General features: G+C 70.4%; 18 protein-coding genes and 5 pseudogenes. 11 read left to right on the forward strand and 12 right to left on the reverse strand.

Annotated features, from left to right (window positions below):
* Nucleotides 1-115: 115 nt before the first annotated feature.
* Nucleotides 116-958 (forward strand): DUF72 domain-containing protein, encoded by an 843-nt coding sequence (locus Y694_RS04615; RefSeq protein ID WP_161727996.1) that lies wholly within the window; start codon nucleotides 116-118, stop codon nucleotides 956-958.
* On the opposite strand, the pseudogene Y694_RS04620 reads toward Y694_RS04615, so the two are convergent.
* A pseudogene (locus Y694_RS04620) lies at nucleotides 955-3,395 on the reverse strand (penicillin acylase family protein). The gene Y694_RS04615 and the pseudogene Y694_RS04620 sit on opposite strands and share 4 nt — an antisense overlap.
* A 60-nt stretch (nucleotides 3,396-3,455) precedes the next feature.
* Complete coding sequence (locus Y694_RS04625) at nucleotides 3,456-3,965, reverse strand: DUF1993 family protein (RefSeq protein ID WP_036230238.1); 510 nt, start codon at nucleotides 3,963-3,965, stop codon at nucleotides 3,456-3,458.
* A 104-nt stretch (nucleotides 3,966-4,069) separates the two neighbouring features.
* Between Y694_RS04625 and Y694_RS04630 the strand changes: the two are divergent.
* Both Y694_RS04630 and Y694_RS04635 read left to right on the forward strand, forming a co-directional pair.
* Nucleotides 4,070-5,078, forward strand: a pseudogene (locus Y694_RS04630) (D-2-hydroxyacid dehydrogenase family protein).
* A gap of 84 nt (nucleotides 5,079-5,162) precedes the next feature.
* Entirely contained in the window at nucleotides 5,163-6,323 is a 1,161-nt protein-coding gene (locus Y694_RS04635) for an MFS transporter (protein WP_231497534.1), read from the forward strand.
* Nucleotides 6,324-6,334: 11 nt separating this feature from the next.
* On the opposite strand, the gene upp is transcribed toward Y694_RS04635, so the two are convergent.
* The 3 genes from upp to Y694_RS04650 form a co-directional block, all read right to left on the reverse strand.
* Nucleotides 6,335-6,964, reverse strand: coding sequence for a uracil phosphoribosyltransferase (gene upp, locus Y694_RS04640; protein WP_036230245.1), 630 nt, complete (start codon nucleotides 6,962-6,964; stop codon nucleotides 6,335-6,337).
* Between the two features lie 39 nt (nucleotides 6,965-7,003).
* On the reverse strand, nucleotides 7,004-7,747 hold the full coding sequence (gene rlmB, locus Y694_RS04645; RefSeq protein ID WP_036230248.1) for a 23S rRNA (guanosine(2251)-2'-O)-methyltransferase RlmB: 744 nt from the start codon (nucleotides 7,745-7,747) through the stop codon (nucleotides 7,004-7,006).
* Between the two features lie 153 nt (nucleotides 7,748-7,900).
* Nucleotides 7,901-8,575 carry an ABC transporter ATP-binding protein gene (locus tag Y694_RS04650; RefSeq protein ID WP_051495565.1) on the reverse strand — a complete coding sequence of 225 codons (675 nt, stop codon included), beginning with the start codon at nucleotides 8,573-8,575 and terminating at the stop codon, nucleotides 7,901-7,903.
* Between the two features lie 14 nt (nucleotides 8,576-8,589).
* On the opposite strand from Y694_RS04650, the gene Y694_RS04655 reads away from it, so the two are divergent.
* Entirely contained in the window at nucleotides 8,590-9,237 is a 648-nt protein-coding gene (locus Y694_RS04655; protein ID WP_051495566.1) for an arylesterase, read from the forward strand.
* 19 nt (nucleotides 9,238-9,256) lie between these two features.
* On the opposite strand, the pseudogene def reads toward Y694_RS04655, so the two are convergent.
* The 4 genes and pseudogenes from def to smc all read right to left on the reverse strand — a co-directional run bounded on the left by def (nucleotide 9,257) and on the right by smc (nucleotide 16,588).
* Nucleotides 9,257-9,791, reverse strand: a pseudogene (gene def, locus Y694_RS04660) (peptide deformylase).
* A 26-nt stretch (nucleotides 9,792-9,817) separates the two neighbouring features.
* A complete protein-coding gene (ligA, locus tag Y694_RS04665; RefSeq protein ID WP_036230256.1) occupies nucleotides 9,818-11,851 on the reverse strand; it encodes an NAD-dependent DNA ligase LigA in 2,034 nt (677 codons plus the stop codon).
* A 20-nt stretch (nucleotides 11,852-11,871) separates the two neighbouring features.
* Entirely contained in the window at nucleotides 11,872-12,951 is a 1,080-nt protein-coding gene (locus tag Y694_RS04670) for a cell division protein ZipA C-terminal FtsZ-binding domain-containing protein (protein WP_036230258.1), read from the reverse strand.
* A gap of 109 nt (nucleotides 12,952-13,060) precedes the next feature.
* Complete coding sequence (smc, locus tag Y694_RS04675; protein WP_036230260.1) at nucleotides 13,061-16,588, reverse strand: chromosome segregation protein SMC; 3,528 nt, start codon at nucleotides 16,586-16,588, stop codon at nucleotides 13,061-13,063.
* A gap of 241 nt (nucleotides 16,589-16,829) precedes the next feature.
* Here smc and queF point away from each other — a divergent pair, with 241 nt between their 5' ends.
* Nucleotides 16,830-17,261, forward strand: a complete 432-nt coding sequence (gene queF / locus Y694_RS04680; protein WP_036230262.1) for a preQ(1) synthase — start codon at nucleotides 16,830-16,832, stop codon at nucleotides 17,259-17,261.
* Nucleotides 17,262-17,282: 21 nt separating this feature from the next.
* On the opposite strand, the gene Y694_RS04685 is transcribed toward queF, so the two are convergent.
* Nucleotides 17,283-17,762, reverse strand: a complete 480-nt coding sequence (locus Y694_RS04685) for a MarR family winged helix-turn-helix transcriptional regulator (protein WP_036230264.1) — start codon at nucleotides 17,760-17,762, stop codon at nucleotides 17,283-17,285.
* A 97-nt stretch (nucleotides 17,763-17,859) separates the two neighbouring features.
* Here Y694_RS04685 and dapC point away from each other — a divergent pair.
* From dapC to Y694_RS04715, 6 genes and pseudogenes are all read left to right on the forward strand, one after another.
* Nucleotides 17,860-19,061: pseudogene (gene dapC, locus Y694_RS04690) on the forward strand (succinyldiaminopimelate transaminase).
* Nucleotides 19,062-19,067: 6 nt separating this feature from the next.
* Entirely contained in the window at nucleotides 19,068-19,895 is an 828-nt protein-coding gene (gene dapD, locus Y694_RS04695; RefSeq protein WP_011829402.1) for a 2,3,4,5-tetrahydropyridine-2,6-dicarboxylate N-succinyltransferase, read from the forward strand.
* Nucleotides 19,896-19,947: 52 nt separating this feature from the next.
* Nucleotides 19,948-21,125 (forward strand): annotated as a pseudogene (locus Y694_RS04700) (PilT/PilU family type 4a pilus ATPase).
* Between the two features lie 22 nt (nucleotides 21,126-21,147).
* Nucleotides 21,148-22,299 (forward strand): succinyl-diaminopimelate desuccinylase, encoded by a 1,152-nt coding sequence (dapE, locus tag Y694_RS04705; protein WP_036230282.1) that lies wholly within the window; start codon nucleotides 21,148-21,150, stop codon nucleotides 22,297-22,299.
* Complete coding sequence (gene prmB / locus Y694_RS04710; RefSeq protein WP_036230266.1) at nucleotides 22,296-23,162, forward strand: 50S ribosomal protein L3 N(5)-glutamine methyltransferase; 867 nt, start codon at nucleotides 22,296-22,298, stop codon at nucleotides 23,160-23,162. Before dapE ends, prmB begins: the two co-directional genes overlap by 4 nt.
* Nucleotides 23,159-25,141, forward strand: a complete 1,983-nt coding sequence (locus tag Y694_RS04715; protein WP_036230268.1) for an ABC-F family ATP-binding cassette domain-containing protein — start codon at nucleotides 23,159-23,161, stop codon at nucleotides 25,139-25,141. Before prmB ends, Y694_RS04715 begins: the two co-directional genes overlap by 4 nt.
* 26 nt (nucleotides 25,142-25,167) lie before the next feature.
* Here the strand turns inward: Y694_RS04715 and Y694_RS04720 are convergent, their stop codons facing one another.
* Both Y694_RS04720 and Y694_RS23160 read right to left on the reverse strand, forming a co-directional pair.
* Entirely contained in the window at nucleotides 25,168-25,674 is a 507-nt protein-coding gene (locus Y694_RS04720) for a RidA family protein (RefSeq protein WP_011829397.1), read from the reverse strand.
* 75 nt (nucleotides 25,675-25,749) lie between these two features.
* Entirely contained in the window at nucleotides 25,750-25,917 is a 168-nt protein-coding gene (locus tag Y694_RS23160; RefSeq protein ID WP_255343762.1) for a GNAT family N-acetyltransferase, read from the reverse strand.
* Between the last annotated feature and the right edge of the window lie 10 nt (nucleotides 25,918-25,927).

Consider the following 25,927-nt stretch of genomic DNA (forward strand, 5'->3'; position numbering starts at 1 on the left):
GCGACTGAAGCAATGGGCGGTCGACCTCGGGCCGCTGGTCCGATTCGGCACGTCGTCCTGGTACTTTCCGGGCTGGGAAGGACTGGTGTTTCGCGACCGGCATTCCGAGAGCGTGTTGTCGAAATCCGGTCTTGCCGCCTACGCGCAGCACCCGCTGCTGCGGACCGTGAGCCTCGATCGCAGCTTCTACCGGCCCTTGTCGACCGCGGAGTACGCTGCACTGGCTGACCAGGTCCCCGACGATTTCCGCTTCGTCGTCAAGGCCGGCTCGTCGGTGACGGACGCGGCACTGCGGGACCCATCCAGCGGCGCACCCGCGCGCCCGAATCCGCTGTTCCTCGATCCGGTGCTCACGCTGGAAACGGTGCTGCGGCCGGCGGTCGAGGGGCTGGGACGCAAGCTGGGCGTGCTGCTGTTCCAGCTGTCGCCCTTGCCTGACGAGTGGTTGTCGACTTCACAGCCCGGCCGGCTGTTGCAGGCGCTCGACTGCCTGTTCACCAAGCTGCCGCGCCCCGATCACAGCCTGTTGGCCATCGAGCTGCGCGACGCAGAGCTGCTGGTTCCCGAGTTGGCCGCGCTGCTGAAGTTGCACGGTGTTCGCTACTGCCTCGGCCTGCACGACCGCATGCCGCCACTCGAGGCGCAGCTCCCGATGCTGCGCGCGACCTGGCCCGGCCCCCTGGTGTGCCGGTGGAACCTGCAGCGGGGGCTGCGCTACCGGCAGGCCAAGGCGCGGTTCGAGCCCTTCGACGCGCTCGCCGCGCCCGACCCGGTCACGCGCCAGGCGCTGGCGCGGCTGATCGCAGTCACGGCGGCGGCGGGTCAGCCGGTCTTCACGACCATCAACAACAAGGCTGAAGGCAGCGCCCCACTCTCGGTGTTCGCGCTGGCGGAGGCCGTGTCGACGCTGCTGCCCTCGCTGCCACCCGGCGTCGCGAGGACTGGCCCCCTGCCCTAGCGCGGCTCCAGTTCGAGGATCCGGCCCGGCCGGCCATCGCCCCACAGCGGCAGGTACTCCACCCGCGACCAGCGTTCGTTGAGGTTGCGGTAGTCGGCGCTGAACACGATGCCGCTCTGCCCGCTCGAGTGGATGAAACGCGAGCGCTTGCGGGCCCCCAGGTCGTACAGAGCCCTCAGACCGGCACCGTGATCGCCCAGGTAGAGCTCGCCGCTGCCGGCATCCGGCCGCAGGCTCACGCGCGAGGCATTGACGGTGAAGGCGTCACCGCCCACCGGGCTTCTCAGCTCGAACCATCGCGCCAGCCACGGCACGCTGCTGAAGGGACGGTGCTCGAGCCGCGCCTGGTGGGCCTGTCCCCATCGCCACTGGCTCACGTCATCGCCCTGTGCGGTCTGCAGTTCGTCGAGCGCGCGCGTGAAGGCCGCGTCGACCTGCTCGGCGCAGGTCTCGACCGCGGGGCTGCCGAGGTCATCGCACCAGCTCGTGTCGTTGCGGTCGAGCACGCCCTCGAGCGCCTCGCGGAAACTGCGCCGGGCCATCTGTTCCATGAACAGGGCTTCGCCGAGATCGTCCGCGAACAGGCCCCACGTCAGTTGACGCACCCAGGCCATGAAGATCAGGGGCGCGGCCCGTTCGGCGGCCATCGTGCCCTCGAAGCCCTCGAGCGCATGCTGTGCCGCCGGCGCCAGCGGGTGCACGGAGTGCGCCTGGCGCAGGAAAGGCAGCAGGCGCTGGGTGGCGGTGGACAGCAGGTCGGCCTGGATCGAGGCCAGGCTGTCCAGGCTGTGCAGCGGTCGCGCGGCCAGCAGCCGTTCGATGCGCTGCTGCCGGTACGGCGGTGCCCATTCGCTGCTGATGAAGTGCGGGTACTGCGGCCCGTGGATGCGCTGGTTCGCGCTCGCGATCCAGCCGCGCGCCGGGTCGCGGTCGCGCGGCGTGGCGGTTGGTGCCAGCCAGCCAGCCCAGTCGTAGCGGGCGTCCCAGCCCGGCGCGGGCACCAGCCCGCGCAGGTCGTTGTCGGGGCGTCGCAGCGGCACGCGGCCAGCCGAGACGAAGCCGATGTGCTGGGCGTCGGCCACCACCATGTTCTGCATCGGCGCCATGTACTGCGCCGACGCGGAGAGAAACTCGTCCACCGAGCCGGCGAGGTTGAAGGCCAGGCCCGCGGCCAGAGTGTCGGACGCGTCGAGTTCCAGGGCGGTCCAGCGCAGCGCCAGCGCGTAGCGCGGCACAGGGCCGCCGGCGCCGGTGACGCCGTGCAGGGCCGGCAGCGCGTCGGAGAGCACCGGGCCGTGGCGCGTCCGGCGCGCGATGAAGCTCACGTCGGCAGCGCCCTTCACACGGATGGTTTCCGGGACGTTCTCGAAATGGGCCCAGCCGTCCGGGGTCTCGTAGCGCTCGGGGTCGCCGGTGTCGATGCGCTCGATGTAGAGGTCCTGCACGTCAGGCGCGGTGTTCGTGTAGCCCCAGGCCACGCGTTCGTTCTGCCCCAGCACGATCAATGGCAGGCCCGGAATGCTGGCACCGGCCACCTTCAGGCCCGGAGCCTCGAGCCGGGCCACGTACCAGAGGGTCGGCGCGCTCAGCTTGAGGTGCGGGTCGTTGGCCAGCAAGGGACTGCCGGTGACACTGCGTGTGCCGGCGACGGCCCAGTTGTTCGAGCCGACGCCCTCGACGCCGCTCTCGATCTGCCATGGCAGGCCGTTCGCGTCGGCTCCGTCGGCCCGCTGCGGCGGCTGCCCGTCACCCAGCTCCAGCCGGCGGTACAGCGCCGCGTAGTCGGCCGTGGCCAGCGGCTTCTCGCCCGGATACGGCGGCAGCAGCTGCTGGATGCGTGCGACCGGCATCGTCAGTGCCAGGCGCATGCGCAGCAGCTCGGTGCTCCAGTTGCCGCCCAGGTCCCAGGCCATCATGGTCGACCACGCGAGGCTGTCGACCGGGCTCCAGGCTTCGGGTTGCAGCCCCAGCAGCAGGAACTCCGGCGGCCGGGCCCGAAGGTGACCGCGCAGGTAGGCGTTGATGCCCGCCGCGTACGCATTGAGCATCGCCCGCACGCCCGGCCCGGCCTGCTCCCACTGGTCCTGCGCGGCGCGCCGCACGCCCAGCGCCGCAGGAAACGGTCGCTCTCCACCGCGCGCGGCCCGAAGGCCTCGGCCAGCCGGCCCGCGCCGATGCGCCGGTGGGTCTCCAGCTGCCACAGCCGGTCCTGCGCATGCACGAAACCCAAGCCGAACCAGGCGTCGTCGATCGAGGCGGCGCGGATCGTCGGCACGCCCTGCGCGTCGCGCTCGATCTGCAGCCCGGCGCGCAGGCCCTCGACGCGCAGCCGGCCCTCGGCGATCGGCAGCGCGAGTTGCCGATAGACCAGCAAGGCCGCGATCACGCCCACGCCCGCCAGCAGCAGGACCGCCAGGCACCGACGCATCCACTTCATGGGGACAGGCTAGTCGCTGCCCTCCTCCGCCGCATCGGGGTTCGCACGGGCGCGGCGGGCTCAGCCCCCGCGCAGATAGTCGGCCTTGCCGAGCTCCACGCCGTTGTGGCGCAGCAGCGCGTAGGCGGTGGTCACGTGGAAGAAGAAGTTCGGCAGCGCGAAGTGCTTCAGGTACTGCTCACCGGTGAACTGCAGCGGCTCGCGCCCGCGCACCGGCACGCTGATGGGCTTGCCCTCGCTGCCGTCGACCTGGTCCGCGGGCACGCTGCGGAGGTAGGCCGCGGTCGCCTCGATGCGGGCCTGCAGTTCGGCGATGGTGGACTCGGTGTCATCGAACTTCGGCGCCTCGCCGCCAGCCAGCCGCGCGACGCCGAACTTGGCACTGTCGCAGGCGATCTGGATCTGCTTGCCCAGCGACAGCATGTCGGGCGCCAGCCGCGAGGTCAGCAGCGTGTCGGGATCGAACTTCTTCGCCTGGGCATGCGCCACGGCCTTGTCCAGCCATTTCGCGAGGTTGCCGAGCATCGTCAGAAAGATGGGCACGCTGGCCGAATGCATCGTGATTGCCATGGGAGTCTCCTCGTGAGGTGGCGGATGCTACCGGTAACCCCGGTCCGGCGCAGGGCGTGCACAATCGACCGCTCCGGCCGCGGGACGGCGGCCCATTGCAGCCCATGAACATCATCATCCTGGACGACTATCAGGACGCGGTCCGCAAGCTCCCCTGCGCCGCCAAGCTCGAGGCTACAGCGCCAAGGTCTTCACCAACACCGTCAAGGGCAATGGCCAGCTGGCCGTGCGACTGCGCGACGCCGACGTGCTGGTGCTGATCCGTGAACGCACCCAGTTCACGCGGCAACTGCTCGAGAAGCTGCCGCGCCTGAAGCTGATTGCGCAGACCGGCCGCGCCGGCCCGCACATCGACATCGAGACCTGCACCCGCCTCGGCATCGCGGTGGCCGAGGGCGTGGGCTCGCCGGTGGCGCCGGCCGAGCTGACGTGGGCACTCATCATGGCGGCCATGCGCCGCCTGCCGCAGTACGTGAGCAACCTCAAGCACGGCGCTTGGCAGCAGGCCGGGCTCAAGTCGCAATCGATGCCGGCCAACTTCGGGCTCGGCATGGTGCTGCGGGGCAAGACGCTGGGCCTGTGGGGCTACGGCCGCATCGGCCAGCTGGTCGCCGGCTACGGCCGGGCGTTCGGCATGAAGGTGGTGGTGTGGGGCAGCGACACCTCACGCGGCAAGGCGCAGGCCGACGGCCACGAGGCGGCCACGTCGCGCGAGGGCTTCTTCGAATCCTGCGACGTGATCTCGCTGCATCTGCGTCTGCACGAGGCCACCCGCGGCCTGGTCCGGCTCGAGGATCTGCAGCGCATGAAGCCGACCGCGCTGTTCGTCAACACGGCACGCGCCGAACTTCTCGAGGAGCACGCGCTGGTGACGGCGCTGAACCGCGGCCGGCCGGGCATGGCGGCGGTCGACGTGTTCGACAGCGAGCCCATCATGCAGGGCACCCCGCTGCTGCGGCTGGAGAACGCCATCTGCACTCCGCACATCGGCTACGTCGAGCAGGAGACTTACCAGCAGTACTTCGACGCCGCGTTCGACAACGTCGTCAATTTCATCCAGGCCAGCCGACCAACGTGGTGAACCCCGAGGCGCTGCGGGTCCTGCGTGGCTGACGTGCCGCGCGCGGGGCTGAGCGCCGACGCCCCCGCAGCGTCGCCCCCCCGCCGGCCGACGCGCTGCGCGGCGCACGCTGGGCATTGCTGTTCGGCAATTTCGTGATCGGCTGCGGCGTGATGGTCATCGCCGGCTCGCTGAACGACCTGACGCGCTCGCTGCAGGTGAGCGTGGCGCTCGGCGGGCAGCTGATCGCGATCGCCGCGGTGATGATGTGCCTGGGCGCTCCGCTGCTGGCCGCGGCGGTCGGCCGCGTCGACCGCCGCCGGCTGCTGGCCTTCACGCTGGCCTGGTATGCGGTGGGCCATGCCGTGTCGGCGCTGATGCCCAGCTATGCCGCGCTGGCGCCGGTGCGCGCGCTCTGCATGCTGGGCGCGGCGGTGTTCACGCCCCAGGCCGCGGCGGCGATCGGCTGGCTGGCGCCGCCGGCGCAGCGCGGCCGGGCCATCACCTTCGTGTTCCTCGGCTGGTCGGTGGCCTCGGTGTTCGGCATGCCGCTGCACAGCTACATCGGCGAGGCGCTCGGCTGGCGCTGGGCCTTCGGCCTCGTGGCGCTGCTGGCCGCCGGCGGTGCAGTCTGGGTGTGGCTGGTCATGCCCGATGGCGTGCGGCCGCCGGCCATGAACCTGCGCGCCTGGCGCGAGGTGCTGACGCACCCGCTGCTGATGGCGATCGTGGCGGTCACGGCCCTGTTCGGTGCGGGACAGTTCACCGTGTTCACCTACTTCGCGCCGTACTACAAGCAGGTGCTCGGTGCCGGGCCCACGCAGATCAGCCTGCTGTTCGCCTGGTTCGGTGCCTTCGGGCTGATCGGCAACGTGCTGCTGTCGCGCCACGTCGACCGCATCGGTGCCGCGCGTGCGGTGACCCTGCTGCTCGGTGCCGTGGCCCTGACGATGCTGATCTGGCCGTTGGGCACCGGCTACCTGTCGATGGCCTGCGTGCTACTGCCGTGGGCGCTGGGCATGTTCGCGGCCAACTCGGCGCAGCAGGCCCGCCTGGGTCAGGCCGCGCCGGCCCTGGCTCCGGCGCTGATGGCGCTGAACACGTCGGCCATCTACCTCGGCCAGGCGGTTGGCGCAGCGGGGGGCGGTGCGCTGGTCGCGGCGCAGGAAGCCGCTGGCGCCAGTGGGCCCGGACTCTACGGCGGCCTGCACTGGGTCGGCCTGGGCTGGCTGCTCGCGGCGCTGGCCCTCAGCCGCTGGGCCGAAAACCGCATGCGGCGCGACAGCCGCCACGCCTGAGCACGTGCCGCTCAGCCCTTGGTCCCGAAGATCTTGTCGCCGGCGTCGCCCAGCCCGGGGATGATGTAGCCGACCTCGTTGAGGTGGCTGTCGATCGCCGCCGTCCAGCAGCGCACTTCGGGATGGGCCGCATTCAGCGCCTTCACACCCTCCGGCGCGGCCACCAGCACCAGCGCGCGGATGTCGCGGCAGCCCTTGCGCTTGAGCAGGTCGACAGTGGCGATCATCGAGCCGGCGGTCGCCAGCATCGGGTCGATGATCAGCGCGGTGCGCTCTTCCAGCGAACCGACCAGGTTCTCAAAATAGTGCTCCGGCTGCAGCGTGTCGTGGTTGCGCGAGAGACCCACCACGCTGATCTTGGCGTTCGGGATCATGTCGAGCACGCCGTCCAGCATGCCCAGGCCCGCGCGCAGGATCGGCACGATGGTGACCTTCTTGCCCTTGATCTGATCGACCGCCGTCGGTCCGCTCCAGCACTCCACCGTCACCTGCTCCAGCGGGAAGTCGGCCGTGGCCTCGTAGGCCAGCAGTCGGGCGATCTCGGCGGTGATCTCGCGGAACTTCTTGGTCGAGATGTCGGCGGCGCGCAGCAGCCCGACCTTGTGTCGGACCAGCGGATGCAGGACTTCGAGGACGGGCATGTCGGCAGTCTATGTGCAGACGGTGGTCACGGCTCCGCGTCAGGTCGCGCCGCGCTGGCGCACCGCCTCGTAGAGACCGATGCCGCTCGCCACCGAGACGTTCAGGCTCTCCACCGCGCCGGCCATCGGCAGGCTGACGAGTTCGTCGCAGGTCTTGCGCGTGAGCTGGCGCATGCCCTGCCCTTCGGCGCCCAGCACCAGCGCGACCGCTTGCCTCAGGTCCGCCGCGTACAGCGTGCGCGGCGCATCGTCGGCGGTGCCGATGACCCAGATGTTGCGTTCCTTCAGTTCACCCAGCGTGCGCGCCAGGTTCGTGACCATGAAATAGGGCACCGTCTCGGCCGCGCCACTGGCCACCTTGGCGACCGTGGCGTTGATGCCGACGGCGTGGTCCTTCGGCGCGATCACCGCGTGGGCCCCGGCCCCGTCGGCGACGCGCAGGCAGGCGCCGAGGTTGTGCGGATCGGTCACGCCGTCGAGCACCAGCAGCAGCGGCGGGCCCTCCACCGTGTCGAGCAGGTCGTCGAGCGACTTCGTGGCCGGCGCTGCGGTGACCTTGGCCACCACGCCCTGGTGGCGGTGCGTGCCGGAGAGCGCCTGCAGGCGCAGCTCGTCGCTCTCGATCAGGCGCACGCCGGCTTCCTTGGCACGTTCGATGAACTGGCGCATGCGCGCATCGCGCCGCGTGCCGTCGATATAGAGCTCGACGACCGAGCCGGGGGCCGTCTTGACACGGACGGTGACGGCGTGGAAGCCGAACAGGATGCGGGGGGAGGAGGACATGCGGGGATTATCGGGGGCGGTCTCAGTGCCCGCGGGTGCCTTGCTGCGCAACGGCCGCCGCGACCGAGCTCACGAGGAAGTCAGCAAGACCGTGCCGCCAGGACTGACCGTGCCCGCGGGTGCCTTGCTGCGCAACGGCCGCCGCGACCGAGCTCACGAGGAAGTCAGCTGCCCCGCCTCGATCCTGACTTGCCGGTCGCAGCGGGCGGCGATGGCACGGTCGTGGGTCACCAGCACCAGCGTCGTGCCCTGCTCGCGGTTGAGCTCGAACATCAACTCCATGACCTTCTCGCCGGTCGCGAAGTCCAGGCTGCCGGTGGGTTCGTCGGCCAGCAACAGCGCCGGTTTCACGACGAAGGCACGCGCCAGCGCCACGCGCTGCTGCTCGCCCCCGGACAGCAGCTTCGGGTAGTGCCCCAGCCGCTCGCCCAACCCCACACGCGCCAGCATCTCGGTCGCCGCCGTGCGGGCGTCGCTGCGGCCCTGTAGTTCCAGCGGCAGCATCACGTTCTCCAGCGCGGTCAGGTTGCCCATCAGCTGAAAGCTCTGGAACACGAAACCCACGCGCTCGGCGCGCACTGCGGCTCGGGCATCCTCGTCGAGGCCGAACAGGTCGATGCCGGCGAGCCTCACGGTGCCCTCACTCGGCGTGTCCAGCCCGGCGATGATGGCCAGCAGCGTGCTCTTGCCCGAGCCCGACGCTCCGACGATGGCGGCCGACTCCTGCGCCGCCAGCGAGAAGTCGATATCGTGCAGGATGGTCAGTTCGCCGCTGGAGTCCTGCACACGCTTGCTGACGTGCTCGACGGCGATGATCGCTTCGGTCATTGAGGGGGAGTCGGATGGCAGTGAGTCGCAGGGACTGTATCAAGCAGCTCGCCGCATCGGCGTTGGCGGGGCTTGTGGTCTCGCCGGTGCGGGCGCAGGCCGCCAGGCCGGTGATCCTGGTCGTGGGCGACAGCCTGTCGGCCGAGTACGGCCTGCAGCGCGGCAGTGGCTGGGTGGCCCTGCTGGAGAAGCGGCTGGCGCAGGAGAAGGTCGCCGCCGGCGTCATCAACGCCAGCATCAGCGGCGACACCACCTCGGGTGGCCGCTCGCGCCTGCCGGCGCTGCTGGCGCAGCACAAGCCGGCGGTGGTGATCGTCGAGCTGGGCGGCAACGATGCCTTGCGCGGCCTGCCGCTGGCGATGACCGAACGCAATCTGGTCGAGATGACGCGGGCCTCGAAGGCGGCCGGTGCGCGGGTGCTGCTGGCCGGCATGCAGGTGCCACCGAACTACGGCCGCCAGTACAACGAAGACTTCGCGGCACTGTTCGGCAAGGTCGCCCGGGCCGAGGGTACGGCGCTGCTGCCCTTCCTGCTGAAGGGCGTGGGGGATGCGCCGAACGCGAGCGAGCTGTTCCAGGCTGACCGCATCCACCCGAAGGAAGCGGCCCACCCCATCATCCTGGGCAACGTGTGGCCGGTGCTGCGGCCGCTGCTGAAGTAAGCCGCCGCCGCAGGCGGCCCTACTCGTCGTCGCTCGCGTCCAGACCGGGGAACAGCACCTCGGTGTAGCCGAAGCGGCTGAAGTCGCGCACCCGCATCGGGTAGAGCACACCAACCAGGTGGTCGCACTCGTGCTGCACCACGCGGGCGTGGAAGCCTCGGCCTCGCGCTCGATGCGCCGGCCTGCGGGTCGAAACCGGCGTAGCGGATCCGCTGGTGGCGTGGCACCACGCCGCGCAGTCCGGGCACCGAGAGGCAGCCCTCCCAGCCGTCTTCCAGATCCTCCGACAGCGGGGTGATCTGCGGGTTGATCAGCACCGTGCGCGGCACCGGCGGCGCCTCCGGGTAGCGCTCGCTCTTCGTGAAGCCGAAGATCACGAGCTGCAGGTCCACCCCGATCTGCGGTGCCGCCAGGCCGGCACCGTTGGCGGCCTCCATCGTGTCGAACATGTCCTCGATCAGCGCATGCAGCTCGGGCGTGTCGAATTCGCGCACCGGGTGCGCGACGCGCAGCAGGCGCGGATCGCCCATCTTCAGGATGTCTCGAACGGCCATGGCGTCTGCCCCTCCCGGTTTCGTCCTCAGTCCAGCAGCGCGCGCAGCGCCGCCTCGTCGATCACGGCCACGCCCAGCGCCTGTGCCTTCTCGAGCTTGCTGCCGGCTTCCTCGCCGGCCACCACGTAGTCGGTCTTCTTCGACACCGAGCCGGCCACCTTGCCGCCGGCGGCCTCGATCAGTTCCTTGGCGGCCTCGCGACCCAGGCTCGGCAGCGTGCCGGTCAGCACGAAGGTCTTGCCGGCCAGCGGCCTGGGCGTGAGGTCGGCCTCGCCGGCGTGCTCGTCCCAGTGCACGCCGGCGGCGCGCAACTGCTCGACCACCTCGCGGTTGTGCGGCTGATCGAAGAAGGTACGCAGGCTCTGCGCTACCACCGGGCCCACGTCGTTGACCTCCAGCAGTTGCTCGACGCTCGCGTCCATCACGCGGTCGAGCGCGCCGAAATGTCGCGCCAGGTCCTTGGCGGTCGCCTCGCCGATGTGGCGGATGCCCAGCGAGAACAGGAAGCGCGCCAGCGTCGTGGCCTTGCTCGCCTCCAGCGCTGCCACCAGGTTGGCCGCGCTCTTGTCGCCCATGCGCTCCAGCGCGACGAGCTTGGCCACGCCGAGCCTGTAGAGCTCCGGCAGCGTGCGGATGATGCCGCCGTCGACAAGCTGCTCGACCAGCTTGTCGCCCAGTCCCTCAATGTCCATCATGCGCCGCCCGGCGAAATGCAGCAGCGCCTGCTTGCGCTGTGCAGCGCAGAACAGGCCGCCCGAGCAGCGGTAGTCGACGCTGCCGCGCTCGCGCAGCGCCTGGCTGCCGCACACCGGGCAGGCACGCGGCATGCGGAAGTTGGGGACGTATGCCGTTCGCGGGACGGGCACGCGACCCACCACCTCGGGGATCACGTCGCCCGCGCGCCGCACGATCACCGTGTCGCCGATGCGGATGCCCTTGCGGCGCAGCTCGAAGCGGTTGTGCAGCGTGGCATTGCTCACCGTCGTGCCGCCCACGAACACCGGCTGCAGCTTGGCCACCGGCGTGAGCTTGCCGGTGCGGCCGACCTGGATCTCGATGCCGGCCAGCTGGGTCGACTGCTCCTGCGCCGGGTACTTGTGCGCCACCGCCCAGCGCGGCTCGCGCGATTTGAAGCCGAGCTGCTGCTGCAGCGCACGCTCGTCGACCTTGTAGACCACACCGTCGATGTCGAACGGCAGCGCGTCGCGCTCAGCCGCGATGCCGGCGTGGAAGGCGGCCAGCGCCTCGCCGCCCTCGACCACGGTGCGGTGCCCGTCGACCGGCAGCCCCAGCGCCGCCAGCGCGTCCAGCAACCCGGCGTGCGTGGGCGGCACGTCCCAGCCCTGCACGTCGCCCAGTCCATAAGCGAAGAAGCTCAGCGGCCGCTGGCGTGCGATGCTGGCGTCGAGCTGGCGCACGATGCCGGCCGCCGCATTGCGCGGGTTCACGAAGGTCTTGAGCCCGGCCTCGCGCTGGCGCTCGTTGAGCGCCTCGAAGTCGTCTCGCCGCATGAAGACCTCGCCGCGCACCTCCAGCACCGGCACCGTGATGCCGCGCAGCTGCTTCGGCACCGACTCGATCGTGCCGACGGTGTGCGTCACGTCCTCGCCGGTCTCGCCGTCGCCGCGCGTGGCGGCCTGTACCAGCCGGCCGGCCTGGTAGCGCAGGTTGATCGCCAAGCCGTCGAATTTCAGCTCGGCGGCGTAACGCAGCGGCGGCGCGTCGGGCGGCAGCTTCAGTGCGTTGCGCACCGCGGCGTCGAACTTCAGCGCACCGGTGGGCGTGGTGTCGGTCTCGGTCTTGATCGACAGCATCGGCACCGCGTGCCGCACCGCCGACAGGCCTTCGAGCACCGCGCCGATGACGCGCTGGGTCGGCGAGTCCGGCGTGCGCAACCCGGGGTGCGCCGCCTCCAGCGCCTGCAGTTCGGTGAACAGGCGGTCGTACTCGACGTCCGGGATCTCCGGAGCGTCGAGCACGTAGTAGCGGTGGGCGTGGTACTCGAGCTGCTCGCGCAGTTGCGCGGCGCGGGCGGCCGGATCTTCCGCGCGGTCGGACATCGGCAGGTGCCCGCTCGCGTTCAGCTGAACAGCCGGCGCGTCGCGGCGCTGCCGGCCGCGAGGTCGCGTGCCGCGAGCGCCTCGTACAGGCTTTCGAGCGCCTGGCCGATGGAGGCGAAGGCCGCCGGCTGCAGCGGCTGGCCGCTGTCGTCGTACATCGCGGCGTCGAGCTCGGCAGCCAGCGCCTCGCCTGCGGCGCACCAGGCAGCGAACGGTGCGGCCGCGGCAGCGGTCTGCGGCACGTCGAAGGCCAGCGTCAGCTCGCGGACGGCGGCCTGGCTGGGCTCGTCGGCCAGCGCTGCCTGCGGATCGAACTGCAGCGTCAGCACCGGCGGCGCGCCCTCGTCCTCGCCGGGCTGCACCAGGCGGCCCGGCAGCGCACCGACCATGAAGCCGTGGCGGGCGGCGTGCTGCTGCACATAGCCCAGCGACCACGCGGCGCCGCGCGATACCAGCCGCAGCGCGAGCTGAGCGTCGTGCTGGCCGGCGAAGGCGTCGAGCTCGCGGGCCCGCGCGACGACGTCGAGCATGTCGGGAAAATCGGGCAGCGCACCGATGGGTTCGGCGAAGGCCTGCACCTTCTGCACGAACTCGGAGTACTCGATCTCGTTGAGCGCCCCGCTGCGGTTGGCCAGTTGCACACCGGCCTGGAACTCCCCGTAGCGCTGGCCGGCGGCCGGCGTTTCCCATTCACCCGACTCGGCGTTCAGTCCCTCGACCAGCAACGGCTTGCTGCCGGCACGCCGGGCCGGTGGCAGGTGGGCGATCGCGGTCTCGCCGCTCACCGGGTTGTCGACGGTCAGCGTGGCGATCGCGTCGATCAGCGCGTCGAGACGCGGCAGGCCGGCGGCGCGGCGCACCAGCGTCGGCTCGATGCGCGGCGGCTGGCTGTCTTCGGCCTCCGCCTTCGGGCCGGTATCGTCGGCCGGGGGGGGCTCGGTCGGCGCAAAGCTCGGCTCCTGCAGCGGCGCGGGCTCCGCCCCGGGCTCGAGCGCCACACGCTTCACCTCGTTGCGGCGCGCCTGCCAGGTGCCGTGGGCCACGATCGCGGCGAGCACCAGCCCCCCCAAAATGGCCAAGGACAATTGCAGCGTGCTCATGACGGCTCCCCGCTCGCCGGGTCCGTCGAGCGACCCTCCCGGAGGGTCGGGCCTTGCTGGGGGCGGCCCGGCGCTGCGGCCCGCGCGAACGCTTGGTTCATGGCCTCTCTCATGCGGCCTCGGCCATCGAGACCGCCGCGTCCATGTCGACCGCGACGATGCGCGACACGCCCTGCTCCTGCATGGTCACCCCGATCAGCTGCTCGGCCATTTCCATCGCGATCTTGTTGTGCGAGATGAACAGGAACTGCGTGTGTTCGGCCATGCTGCGCACCAGCTTGGCGTAGCGCTCGGTGTTGGCGTCGTCGAGCGGCGCGTCCACTTCATCGAGCAGACAGAACGGCGCCGGGTTGAGCTGGAAGATCGCGAACACCAGCGCGATCGCCGTCAGTGCCTTCTCGCCGCCTGACAGCAGGTGGATGGTGCTGTTCTTCTTGCCCGGTGGCTGCGCCATCACCTGCACGCCGGCGTCGAGGATCTCGTCGCCGGTCATCACCAGCCTGGCGTTGCCGCCGCCGAACAGCTCCGGGAACATGCGGCCGAAATGCTCGTTGACGGTGTCGAAGGTGCCCTTGAGCAGGTCGCGCGTCTCGAGGTCGATCTTGTGGATGGCGTCTTCCAGCGTGGTCATCGCGTCGATCAGGTCGGCCGACTGCGCGTCGAGGAAGGTCTTGCGTTCGCGCGAGGCGGTCAGTTCGTCGAGCGCGGCCAGGTTCACTGCGCCCAGCGCCGCCACTTCGCGGTTGATGCGGTCGATCTCGCCCTGCAGGCCGTAGAGCTTGACGCCGTCGTCCTCGATGTTCTTGCCCAGCGCCTCCAGGTCGACCTGCGCGGCCGTCAACTGCTCCAGGTACTGCGCACCGCCCAGTTGTGCGGCCTGCTGCTCGAGCTGCAGCTTGCCGATCTTCTCGCGCAGCGGCTCGAGGCTGCGTTCGAAACCCAGGCGCTGTTCTTCGGCCTGGCGCAGTCGGGCCGACAGCTCGTCGTAGGCGCTGCGCTGCGCGCCCAGCGCCTGCTCGCGCTCGAGCTTCAGCGCCAGCGCGGTCTGCAGACCGGCCTGCGCGGCGGCGTCGGTCAGACGCCCCAGCTCTTCCTGCAGTTGGGCGGCGCTCTGCTCGTTGGTGGCCACCTGCTGGGCGGCGGTCTCGATCGATCGCTGCAGCTCGCCGCGCCGCGCGGCCAGCGCGCGGGAGCTGAACTGGGCCTCCTGGGCCTCGCGCTCCAGGGCGCGCAGTTGCTCGCGCGCGGCGCTGAGCTGGCGTTCGGCCTGGATCACCGCCTCTTCCAGGTCGGCATGGCGCTCCTGCTCGTTGGCGAGCTGCAGGTCGAGCTCCTCGAAGCGGGCTTCACCGGTGACGCGGCGCTCCTGCAGCTCTTCCAGGCCGGCGTCGATCTCGGCCAGCTCGGATTCGATCTGCTCGCGCCGTGCGCTGGTCTGCTCGCTCAGTTGGGCGAGCCGCAGCACCTCGACCTGCAGCTGGTGGGTGCGCGTCTGGCCCTCGGCGGCCTCGCGACGTGCGCTAACCAGCCGCGACGAGGCATCGGTGTAGGCAGCCTCGGCCCGCACCAGGGCGGCGCGCGACTCGTCGACGATCAGTGCCTGGGCGCGTGTCTGCTTCTCCAGGTTCTCGATCTCCTGGGCGCGCGCCAGCATGCCGGCCTGCTCGGAGTCGGGTGCATAGAAGCTCACCGCGAACGGGCTGACCGCGTGGCCGGCCGGCGTCATGATGACCTCGCCGTGGGTCAGCTTGCCGCGGTCGGCCAGCGCCTCGTCGAGCGAAGCCGCGGTGTACACGCCTTCGAGCCAGTCGTTCAGCAGCGCTGCCAGCCCGGCATCACCGACCTGCCCGCCCAGACGCAATAGGTCCGACAGCCGAGGCAGCGTGGCATGGGTGTTGGCGATCGCGCCGCTCGGCGGGGTGTAGAAGGCCAGCTTGGCCGGGGGAGCATCGCCCTCGAAGGCGCGCACCGTCTCCATGCGGCCGACCTCGAGCGCATTGATGCGCTCCCGCAGCGCCGCTTCCAGCGCGGTCTCCCAACCGGCCTCGATGTGCAGCCGCGTCCACAGCCCGCTCAGCCCGTCGAGCCCGTGCTTGGCGAGCCAGGGCTTGAGCTTGCCCTCGGTTTGCACCTTCTCCTGCAGCGCGCGCAGCGCATCGAGGCGGGCGCTCAGGTCGGCCTGGCGGGCCGCTTCGGTGTTGACGCGCTCCTGCCGGGCGCGGCGATCTTCATCGAGCTGGGGCACCGACGCGGTCAGTTCCTCGGCACGCGCATCGGCCACCGCCTGGCCTTCCTCGGCGCCGGCGAGTTGAACGCGCAGGCCTTCGAGGCGCGCCTCGTCGGGCGCTGCCAGCGTCTGGCGCTCGCCGGCCAGGCGCTCGCGACGCTGCGTGAGCGCGCGGCTCTGCTCCTCGACGCTGCGCGACTCGGCGGCCAGCAACTGGATCTGCTGCTGCACCTGGCCGGCCTTGCCGCGCTGCTCGTTGGCGCGGCCCTGCGCGGCGCGCACCGTGTCTTCCACGCCCGGCAAGGCGCCCGACTGCTCCTCGGCCTGCGCGGCCAGCAGCTCGGCCTGTTCGTCGGCCAGCGCGATCTGCGCGGCGATCTCGTCGAGCTCGGCCACCGCCTGCAGGCGCCGCTCGTCCCAGTTCGCGTTCTGGCCCGTCAGTTCGGCCAGCCGCTGCTCGACGCGCTGGCGACCCTCTACCACGTAGCGGATGCGTTCCTCGAGCCGGCTCACCTCGAGCGCGGCCTCGGCCAGCGAACCCTGGGCGGTGTGCAGCGCGTCGCTCGCCGCGTAGTGCGACTGGCGCACCGTCTCCAGCTCGGCCTCGACGTGGCGCAATTCGGCCAGCCGCGACTCGATGGCATTGGTGGCCTCGAGCACGGCCTTGTGCACGCGCTCCTCCTCGGACGCCGCGTCGCGGTGCTTCAGGAACCACAGCTGGTGCAGCTTCAGCGTGCCGGCCTCCTGCAGGCGGCGGTACTGGGCGGCGACCTCGGCCTGCTTCTCCAGCTTGTCGAGGTTGGCGTTGAGCTCGCGCAGGATGTCGTCGACACGCTGCAGGTTCTCGCGCGTGTCCTTCAGACGGTTCTCGGTCTCGCGGCGGCGTTCCTTGTACTTGGAGACGCCGGCAGCCTCTTCGAGAAAGAGCCGCAGCTCCTCGGGCTTGGACTCGATGATGCGGCTGATCGTGCCCTGGCCGATGATCGCGTAGGCGCGCGGCCCGAGGCCCGTGCCGAGGAACACGTCCTGTACGTCGCGGCGCCGCACCGGCTGGTTGTTGATGTAGTAGCTGGAGGTGCCGTCGCGGGTGAGCACGCGCTTGACGGCGATCTCGGCGAACTGGGCCCAGGAACCGCCGGCGCGCGCATCGGCGTTGTCGAACACCAGCTCCACGCTGGAGCGGCTGGCCGGCTTGCGGTTGCCCGAGCCGTTGAAGATCACGTCCTGCATCGACTCGCCGCGCAGCTCGGATGCCTTGCTCTCGCCGAGCACCCAGCGCACCGCGTCCATGATGTTGGACTTGCCGCAGCCGTTCGGCCCGACCACGCCGACGAGCTGACCGGGCAGCTGGAAGTTCGTCGGCTCGGCGAAGGACTTGAAACCGGAGAGCTTGATCGAGTTGAGGCGCATCGCGGGCGGTTCGCAGGGCGCTGCGCCGGGCTGTTGCGTGGCCCCGCACTGCGCCGCTAACTCGTTGATTTGTAATGAGAAACCGGCTCGCGAGCCGGCTTGAGAGTGCTCGGGATGATAGCATCGGGCCCTCCCCTGAACTGCAAGCAAACGTCGACTGCGCGGGATGTGCAGCGGCGTCGAACCATGGCCAAGACCGCCAAGAAATCCAGCCCGCGCACGCCGCCCCGGCAGCGCCCCGATGCCCCCCAATCCGCCCACCGCGCCGAGCAAGGAACTGCATGTGTTCCCGAACCCGGCGCCGGAGCGCGACTACGTCATCCAGTTCCAGATCCCAGAGTTCACCTGCCTGTGCCCGCTGACCGGGCAACCCGACTTCGCGCACTTCACGATCGACATGATTGCCGACGGGCTGTGCGTCGAGCTCAAGAGCCTGAAGATGTACATGTGGAGCTTCCGCGACGAGGGCGCCTTCCACGAGAAGGTCACCAACGACATCCTCGGCAAGATCGTCGAGACCACCGCGCCGCGCTTCGCCCGCATCACCGCCAGGTGGTACGTGCGCGGTGGTATCTACACCAACGTGGTCGCGGAGCACCGCAAGAAGGGCTGGAAGCCCGAACCGCTCGTCGTGCTGCCGCAGCACGCCACGGAGCGCGGGCTGCCGACCTGAGCGAGGCCCGCGGTCGGGCCCTCAGGTGTCGGCGTTCGAGAGCAGCGCCGCCCTCAACTGCTGCAGCGCCTGCGTCAAGCCTTGGCGCTCCCGGTTGGAACAGGCCGTCGCGCAGGCCACCTGCTCCTGGATGGTCAACGCGGCGGTGCTGAGATCACGCCCGGCCCGCGTCAGCGTGATCAGCACCTGGCGCTCGTCGGCGGCGCTGCGGGTGCGCTCGATCAGGCCGAGCGCCTGCATGCGCTTGAGCAGCGGCGTCAGCGTGCCTGAATCGAGCGAGACGCGCTCGCCGAGCTCACCGATATTGAGCCCGTCGCACTCCCAAAGCGCCAGCAGCACCACGTACTGCGGATAGGTCAGGCCGATGCGCGCGAGAAGCGGCCGGTAGACCTTGGTCATTGCCAGCGACGCGGCGTACAGCGCAAAGCACAACTGGCCGTCGAGCGCTAGGTCCGAAGCGTCGGCCGGAAGCGATGCGGGAAGTCGGCGTGTCTGGCTCATGCGGTGGCGTTGGTTCGTCCGCAAGCATTTTGCACACGAAAGAATCGCGGTGTCGGGCGGGCCGTTCACGATGCAGCCCGCAGGATAATCCGCCCGCATGAACCCCCTGCTTTCCCGCTTGCAGCCCTACCCGTTCGAGCGGCTGCGCGAACTGACCCGCGACGTGCTGCCGAATCCGGCGCTGCGGCCCATCAGCCTCGGTATCGGCGAGCCCAAGCATCCGACGCCGCCCTTCATCCGCGAGGCGCTTACTGCAGCGTTGGACGGCCTGGCCAGCTACCCGGCCACGGCCGGCGAGCCGGCGCTGCGCGAGGCGTGCGCAGCCTGGGTGCACCGGCGCTACGGCGTGACGCTCGATGCGTCGACGCAGCTGCTGCCGGTCAACGGCTCGCGCGAGGCCCTGTTCGCACTGGCGCAGACCGTCATCGACCCCACGCGCCCCGGCGCCACCGTCGTCTGCCCCAACCCGTTCTATCAGATCTACGAAGGCGCGGCGCTGCTCGCCGGTGCGCAGACGGTGTTCGCCAACAGCGATCCGGCGCGCAATTTCGCGGTGGACTGGTCGGCCATCGACGACGCCACCTGGGCCCGCACCCAACTGCTCTACGTCTGTTCGCCGGGCAACCCGACCGGCGCGGTGATGCCGCTCGACGAATGGCAGCGGCTGTTCGAGCTGTCGGACCGGCATGGCTTCGTGATCGCCTCCGACGAGTGCTACTCGGAGATCTATTTTCGTGACGAGCCACCGCTCGGCAGCCTGCAGGCCGCGCTGGCGCTGGGGCGCAGCGACTTCCGGCGCCTGATCGCCTTCACCAGCCTGTCCAAGCGTTCCAACGTGCCGGGGCTGCGCTCGGGCTTCGTGGCCGGCGACGCGGCGATCCTGAAGGCCTTCCTGCTGTACCGCACCTACCACGGCGCCGCCATGGGCCCGGCGGTGCAGCGCGCCAGCCTCGCGGCCTGGGGCGACGAAGCCCACGTGGCGGCCAACCGGGCGCTCTACCGCCAGAAATTCGAGCAAGTGACGCCGAGGCTCGCCAGCGTGCTGGACGTCGCGCTGCCCGATGCCGGCTTCTACCTGTGGGCCAGGTTGCCGGCGGCCGTCTGCGGCGGCAGCGACATCCGCTTCGCCCGCGAGCTGCTCGCTCAATACAATGTGGCGGTGCTGCCCGGCAGCTACCTCGCCCGCGAGGCGCAGGGCACGAACCTGGCCAGGGGCGCATCCGCATGGCGCTCGTGGCCGGCATCGACGAATGCGTCGAAGCGGCCGAACGCATCGTTTCCTTCATCCAGTCCAGCTGAGTCTCCATGTCCCATACCCAACTGCAATCGACCATCGACGCCGCGTGGGAGTCCCGCGCCACCATCACCGCGGCCAACGCGCCCGAAGTGCGCGAGGCGGTCGAGCAGGTCATCTCCGACCTGAACAAGGGCCGCCTGCGCGTGGCCGAGCGCCAGGGCGTCGGCCAGTGGCAGGTGAACCAATGGGTCAAGAAGGCGGTGCTGCTGAGCTTCCGACTGACCGACAACAAGATCATGCGGGCCGGCGACCTGGGCTTCTTCGACAAGGTCGACACCAAGTTCGCCCACCTCGACGAGGCCGCGATGCGGGCCACCGGCGTGCGCGTGGTGCCGCCGGCAGTGGCCCGGCGCGGCAGCTACATCGCCAAGGGCGCGGTGCTGATGCCCAGCTACGTGAACATCGGCGCCTACGTCGACGAGAACACCATGGTCGACACGTGGGCGACGGTGGGCTCCTGCGCGCAGATCGGCAAGAACGTGCACCTGTCGGGCGGCGTGGGCATCGGCGGCGTGCTGGAGCCGCTGCAGGCCAACCCGACCATCATCGAGGACAACTGCTTCATCGGCGCCCGCTCCGAGGTGGTGGAAGGCGTGATCGTCGAGGAGAACTCGGTGATCAGCATGGGCGTCTACATCGGCCAGAGCACCAAGATCTACGACCGCGCCACCGGCGAGGTGAGCTACGGCCGCGTGCCGGCGGGTTCGGTCGTGGTTTCCGGTAATTTGCCCAGCGCGGACGGCAAGTACTCGTTGTACTGTGCGGTGATCGTCAAGAAGGTCGACGCACAGACGCGTGCCAAGACCAGCATCAACGAGCTGCTGCGCGGCGCCTGATCGAGCGGCGCGGGGGCGGCGACCGGAACAACAAACGGGAAGGGTCGGTGCGATGAGCGGAAACATGGAGCGGGTGCTGCGGCTGATGGCCGAGAAGCGGGCCTCGGATGTCTACCTCACGGCCAACGCGCCGATCCAGATCAAGATCAACGGCCAGCTGCTGCAGCTGTCCGACCAGTCGCTCACGCCGGAGCAGCCGCGGCAGCTGCTGGCCGAGCTGCTGACACCCAAGCAGCTCGAGGAGCTGGAGGAGCTGGGCGAGCTGAACATGGGCGTCGGCCTGCAGGGCGTCGGCAGCTTCCGGCTCAGCGCCTTCCGGCAGCGCGGCTCCATCGCCGCGGTGTTCCGCTGCATCCCGGTGGAGATCCCGACGCTCGATTCGCTGAAGCTGCCGGAGATCCTGAACACGCTGATCCTCGAGAAGCGCGGCCTGATCCTGCTGGCCGGCGCCACTGGCACCGGCAAGAGCACGACGCTCGCCGCGATGCTGGAGCACCGCAACCGCAACCTCGCCGGCCACATCCTCACCATCGAGGACCCGATCGAGTTCCTGTTCACCAACAAGAAGGCGATCGTCAACCAGCGCGAGGTGGGTCGCGACACGCAGTCGCTGCAGATCGGTCTGAAGAACGCGCTGCGCCAGGCGCCCGACTGCATCCTGATCGGCGAGATCCGCGACCGCGAGACCATGACCGCGGCGATTTCCTATGCGCTGTCGGGCCACCTGGTGGTCTCGACGCTGCACGCCAACAACAGCTACCACGCGCTGGGCCGCATCCTGAGCTTCTACACGCCCGAGGCGCGCCCGGCCCTGCTGGGCGACCTGTCCTCCGCACTCAAGGCCGTGGTGTCGCAGCGCCTGGTGCGCTCGACCCAGGGCGGGCGGGTGCCGGCCGTCGAGGTGCTGCTCAACACCAAGCTGGTGGCCGACCTGATGGCGCAGGGCGATTTCCCGGGCGTCAAGGAGGCGATGGAGCAGTCGCTGGCCGAGGCTCGCAGACCTTTGAGCAGGAGCTCGCCCGCCTGATCAACGACGGCGTGATCACCCGCGACGAGGGCCTGAGCTATGCCGATTCGCCCACCAACCTGATGTGGCGGCTGCAGAACGACAGTCCCACGCAGTCGAAGCTGGTGCCGAAGAAGGAAGAGAAGGACGAGGGTCCGTCCTTCACCGACATCACGCTCGACGTGCGGCAGGACGATCGCCGCACGAACTTCGGCGCGCTGTGAGTCGATCGCGCGGATGAGTGCCCTGCCCCCGACGGCGCTTGCGCTCGCCGAGCAACTGATCGCGCGCGCTTCCGTCACGCCCGAAGACGCCGGCTGCCAGGCGCTGGTCGCGCAGCGGCTCCAGGCGCTGGGCTTCGACTGCCACACCCTCGAGAGCGGCCCGGACGACTTCCGCGTCACCAATCTGTGGGCCGTGCGCCGCGGCCGTTCCGCCGACGGCTTCACGCTCGTGTTCGCCGGCCACACCGACGTGGTGCCCACCGGCCCGCTGGAGCGCTGGACCAGCGACCCGTTCGTGCCCAGCCACCGCGATGGCCGTCTCTACGGGCGCGGCGCGGCCGACATGAAAACCTCGATCGCCTGCATGGTGGTCGCGATCGAGGAGTTCGTCGCGGCGTATCCCCGACACGCTGGTTCGATCGCGCTGCTGCTGACCAGCGATGAGGAAGGCCCGGCGCTCGATGGCACCACGCAGGTGGTGCGCTGGCTGCAGGCGCGCGGCGAGCGGCTCGACGGCTGCATCGTCGGCGAACCGACCTCGGTGAACGCGGTGGGCGACATGATCAAGAACGGCCGCCGCGGCTCGCTGTCGGGCCGGCTGGTCGTGCAAGGCGTGCAGGGTCACATCGCCTACCCGCACCTGGCGAAGAACCCGATCCACGCGGTGGCGCCGGCGCTGGCCGAGCTGGTGCAAGTGGTCTGGGACGGCGGCAACGAACATTTCCCGCCGACCAGCTGGCAGGTCTCGAACCTGCACGCGGGCACCGGCGCGAGCAATGTCATCCCGGGTGAGGCGGTGGTCGACTTCAACTTCCGTTTCTCGACCGAATCGACGCCGGAGACCCTGCAGCAGCGCCTCGCCGCGGTGCTGGACCGCCACGGCCTGCAGTACACGATCGACTGGACGCTGGGCGGTCGGCCCTTCCTCACGCGCCCCGGCAGCCTGACCGAGGCGCTGGGCAGCGCGATCTTGCAGGTGACCGGCCGCACGACCGAGCTGTCCACCACCGGCGGCACCTCCGACGGCCGCTTCATCGCCACCGTCTGCCCGCAGGTGGTCGAATGCGGGCCGGTCAATGCCAGCATCCACCAGATCGACGAGCACGTCGCGGTGGCCGAGATCGAGCCGCTGAAGGAGATCTACCGCAGCACGCTCGAGCGTCTGGTCGCATGACGCTGATCGAGCTGGTCGAGGCGCAGGCCGCGCGCCTGCAGGAGGCCGGGGTGTCGTTCGGGCACGGCACGACCCATGCCTTCGACGAGGCCGCCTGGCTGGTGCAGTGGGCGCTGGACCTGCCGCTCGACGGGCTGGACGAGCACGCCGCGCGACCGGTGTCCGCGAGCGAGCGATTGGTGGTCGACGCGCTGATCGACCGTCGCATCCGCCAACGCCTGCCGGCGGCCTACCTGACCAGGCAGGCCTGGCTGCAGGGCGTGGCCTTCTACGTCGACGAGCGGACCATCGTGCCGCGCAGCTTCATCGCCGAGCTGCTGGCCGACGGCACGATCGACGCCTGGCTCGGCGCCCACACGCGGCGCGTGCTCGACCTGTGCACCGGCAACGGCAGCCTCGCGGTGCTGGCCGCGATGGCCTGGCCCGAGGTGAGCGTCGACGGCAGCGACCTGTCCGAGGACGCGCTCGCCGTGGCGAAGATCAACGTCGACGCTCACGGCCTGGGCGATCGCGTCACGCTGCTACGCTCCGACGGCCTGGCGCGCGTGCACGGCCCCTACGACCTGATCCTCTGCAACCCGCCCTACGTGAATGCCGCGTCGATGGCGGACCTGCCGCCCGAGTACCAGGCCGAACCCGAGCTGGCGCTGGCCGGTGGTGAGGACGGCATGGACTTCGTGCGCAAGCTGCTGCAAGACGCGCCGGCGCAGATGACCGAAGATGCCGTGCTCGTGCTGGAGATCGGCAACGAGCGCGCGAACTTCGAGCGCGCCTTTCCCACCCTCGAGGCCGTGTGGCTCGAAACCAGCGCCGGCGACGACCAGGTGCTGCTGCTGACCCGGGCTTCCCTGCTGTCCTCATGATCGTTCTCAAGAATCTCACCCTGCGCCGCGGCCCCAAGATCGTGCTGCACGGCGCCAACCTCACGCTGAACCCCGGCGAGAAGGTCGGCCTGGTCGGCCGCAACGGCGCCGGCAAGTCCTCGCTGTTCGCGCTGCTGACGCACCGACTGCAGGCCGATGCCGGCGATTTCTCGATCCCGCCGCGCTGGCGCATGGCCGAGGTGGCGCAGAACATGCCCGAGACCGACCAGCCGGCCACCGCCTTCGTGCTGGAAGGCGACACCCGGTTGATGGAGGCACAGGCCGCGCTGGCCGCCGCCGAAGCGGCCGACGACGGCAACGCGATCGGCGAGGCGCACGGCCTGCTCGCCGAGGTCGGCGCCTTCGACGCCTCGCCGCGGGCCCAGGCGCTGATGCTGGGCCTGGGCTTCAAGAGCGCCCAGCTGGACGCGCCGGTCAACAGCTTCTCCGGCGGCTGGCGCATGCGGCTGCAGCTGGCCCGCGCGCTGATGTGCCCGAGCGACCTGCTTCTGCTCGACGAGCCCACCAACCACCTGGACCTCGACGCGCTGGTGTGGCTGGAGGCCTGGCTGCAGCGCTACGAGGGCACCATGCTGGTCATCAGCCACGACCGCGAGTTCCTCGACGCCATCACCCGCGTGACGGTGCACCTCGAGGAGACCCAGCTCACGCGCTACGGCGGCAACTACAGCGCCTTCGAGGGCATGCGCGCCGAGCGCATGAGCCAGCAGCAGGCCGCATTCGGGCGCCAGCAGGAGAAGGTGGCGCAGCTGCAGCGCTTCATCGACCGCTTCAAGGCCAAGGCCAGCAAGGCCAAGCAGGCACAGAGCCGCGTGAAGGCGCTGGAGCGCATGGAGAAGATCGCGCCGGTGCTGACCGCGGCCGACTTCGCCTTCGAGTTCCGGGAGCCCGACAACCTGCCCAACCCCATGCTGGCCATGCGCGAAATGCGCTGTGGCTACGCGGTCGAAGGCGGCGAGCCGATCACCATCGTGCGCGACATCGACCGCTCGGTCATGCCGGGCCAGCGCATCGGCATCCTCGGTGCCAACGGCCAGGGCAAGTCGACGCTGGTCAAGACGCTGGCGCGCGCCCTGCCGGCGCTGGGCGGCAGCGTGACCGAGGGCAAGGGCCTGGCGATCGGCTACTTCGCACAGCAGGAGATGGACGTGCTGACGCCCGAGAGCGGGCCGATGGAACACATGATCCGGCTGGCCAAGCAGGTCTCGCCGGGCGCGCGCGAGCAGGAGCTGCGCAACTTCCTGGGCCAGTTCCGCTTCACCGGCGACATGGTCCACCAACCGGTCGGCTCGCTGAGCGGCGGCGAGAAGGCGCGCCTGGTGCTGGCGATGATCGTCTGGCAGCGCCCCAACCTGCTGCTGCTCGACGAGCCGACCAACCACCTCGACCTCGCCACCCGCGAGGCGCTGTCCCTGGCGCTCAACGAGTTCGAGGGCACCGTGATGCTGGTCAGCCACGACCGCGCGCTGCTGCGCGAGGTCTGCGACGAGTTCTGGCTCGTCACCGCCGGCGGCGTGCGCGAGTTCGACGGCGACCTCGACGACTACCAGCGCTGGCTGCTGGAGCAGTCGCGCGAGCAGGCCCGCGCCTACGCCCAGGCGGCGCGGGGCGCGACCGCAGCGCCGACCGTGGTCGAGGCGACCGCGAAGCCGTCGAAAGCCCCGGACGAGCCTGTCGACCGCCGCGAGGACCGCAAGGCCCAGGCCCAGGCGCGCCAGCGGGCAGCCGAGCAGGCCCGTCCGCTGAAGGCCGAGTTCGGCAAGCTCGAAGCCCGGCTGGCCACGGCGGTGCCGGAGCGCGACGCCCTGGCGGCCAGCCTGTCCGACCCGTCGCTGACGGCGGCCGAACGCGCCGAGCGCGGCAAGCGCCTCAAGCTGCTCAGCGAGCAGATCGAGACCTTCGAGACGCGCTGGCTCGAGCTGGGCGAAGCCATCGAAGCGCTGAGCGCGACCGCCTGAACCGCCGCGCGGTCCGCCCCGGCCGCTCAGAACGTGCTGCTGCCCGCCTCGCGGTCGCCCAGCGCGACGATCATGTCGATCTCGACCGCCGCGTTCTTGGGCAGCTGGGCCACGCCGACCGTGGTGCGGGTGTGGCCGCCGCCCGGCTGGAACAGCGTGTAGAGAATGTCCGAGGCGGCGTCGGCCACCTCGCTGTGCTCGGTGAAGTTCGGCGCGCTCTGCACGTAGACCGTCATGCGCAGGATGCGCTTCACGCGGCTCAGGTCGCCGCCGGCGGCCTGGCGCACGACGGCCAGCGCCTTCACCACGCAGATGCGGGCCGCATGGCGGGCCTCCTCGCGCGAGATCTCGGCGCCGACGCGCCCTGCCACCGCTACCGCACCGCGGATGCGCGGGATCTGGCCGCTGACGTAGAGGATGCCGTCGTGCTCGACCGACACCTCGTAGTGCGGCACGGCGCGAATCTCCTCGGAGAACTCCACGCCCAGGTCGTTGGCCAGTTTCTTGAACAGTGCGTCGCTTGCGGTGCTCATCGGGGCTGCCTCGTCATGATCCCGGCATGATGCCTCGCAGCGCCGGTCGCACCAAGCGCGGCCGATGCCGGCGCGCTACAGGCTGCGGCGCATCTCCACGTGTGGGATGCCCGCTTCCTCGAAGCCCGGACCGCTCTGCGTGAAGCCGGCGCGTGCGTAGAACGGCACGGCCGAGAGCTGGGCGCTCAGCACGATCTCGCGGTCGCCGCGCCGGGCGGCCAGCGCGATCAGCGCGTCCAGCACCGCACGCCCG

Origin of the sequence: Methylibium sp. T29-B (genome assembly GCF_000576225.1) — a bacterium.
Classification (GTDB): domain Bacteria; phylum Pseudomonadota; class Gammaproteobacteria; order Burkholderiales; family Burkholderiaceae_C; genus Methylibium; species Methylibium petroleiphilum.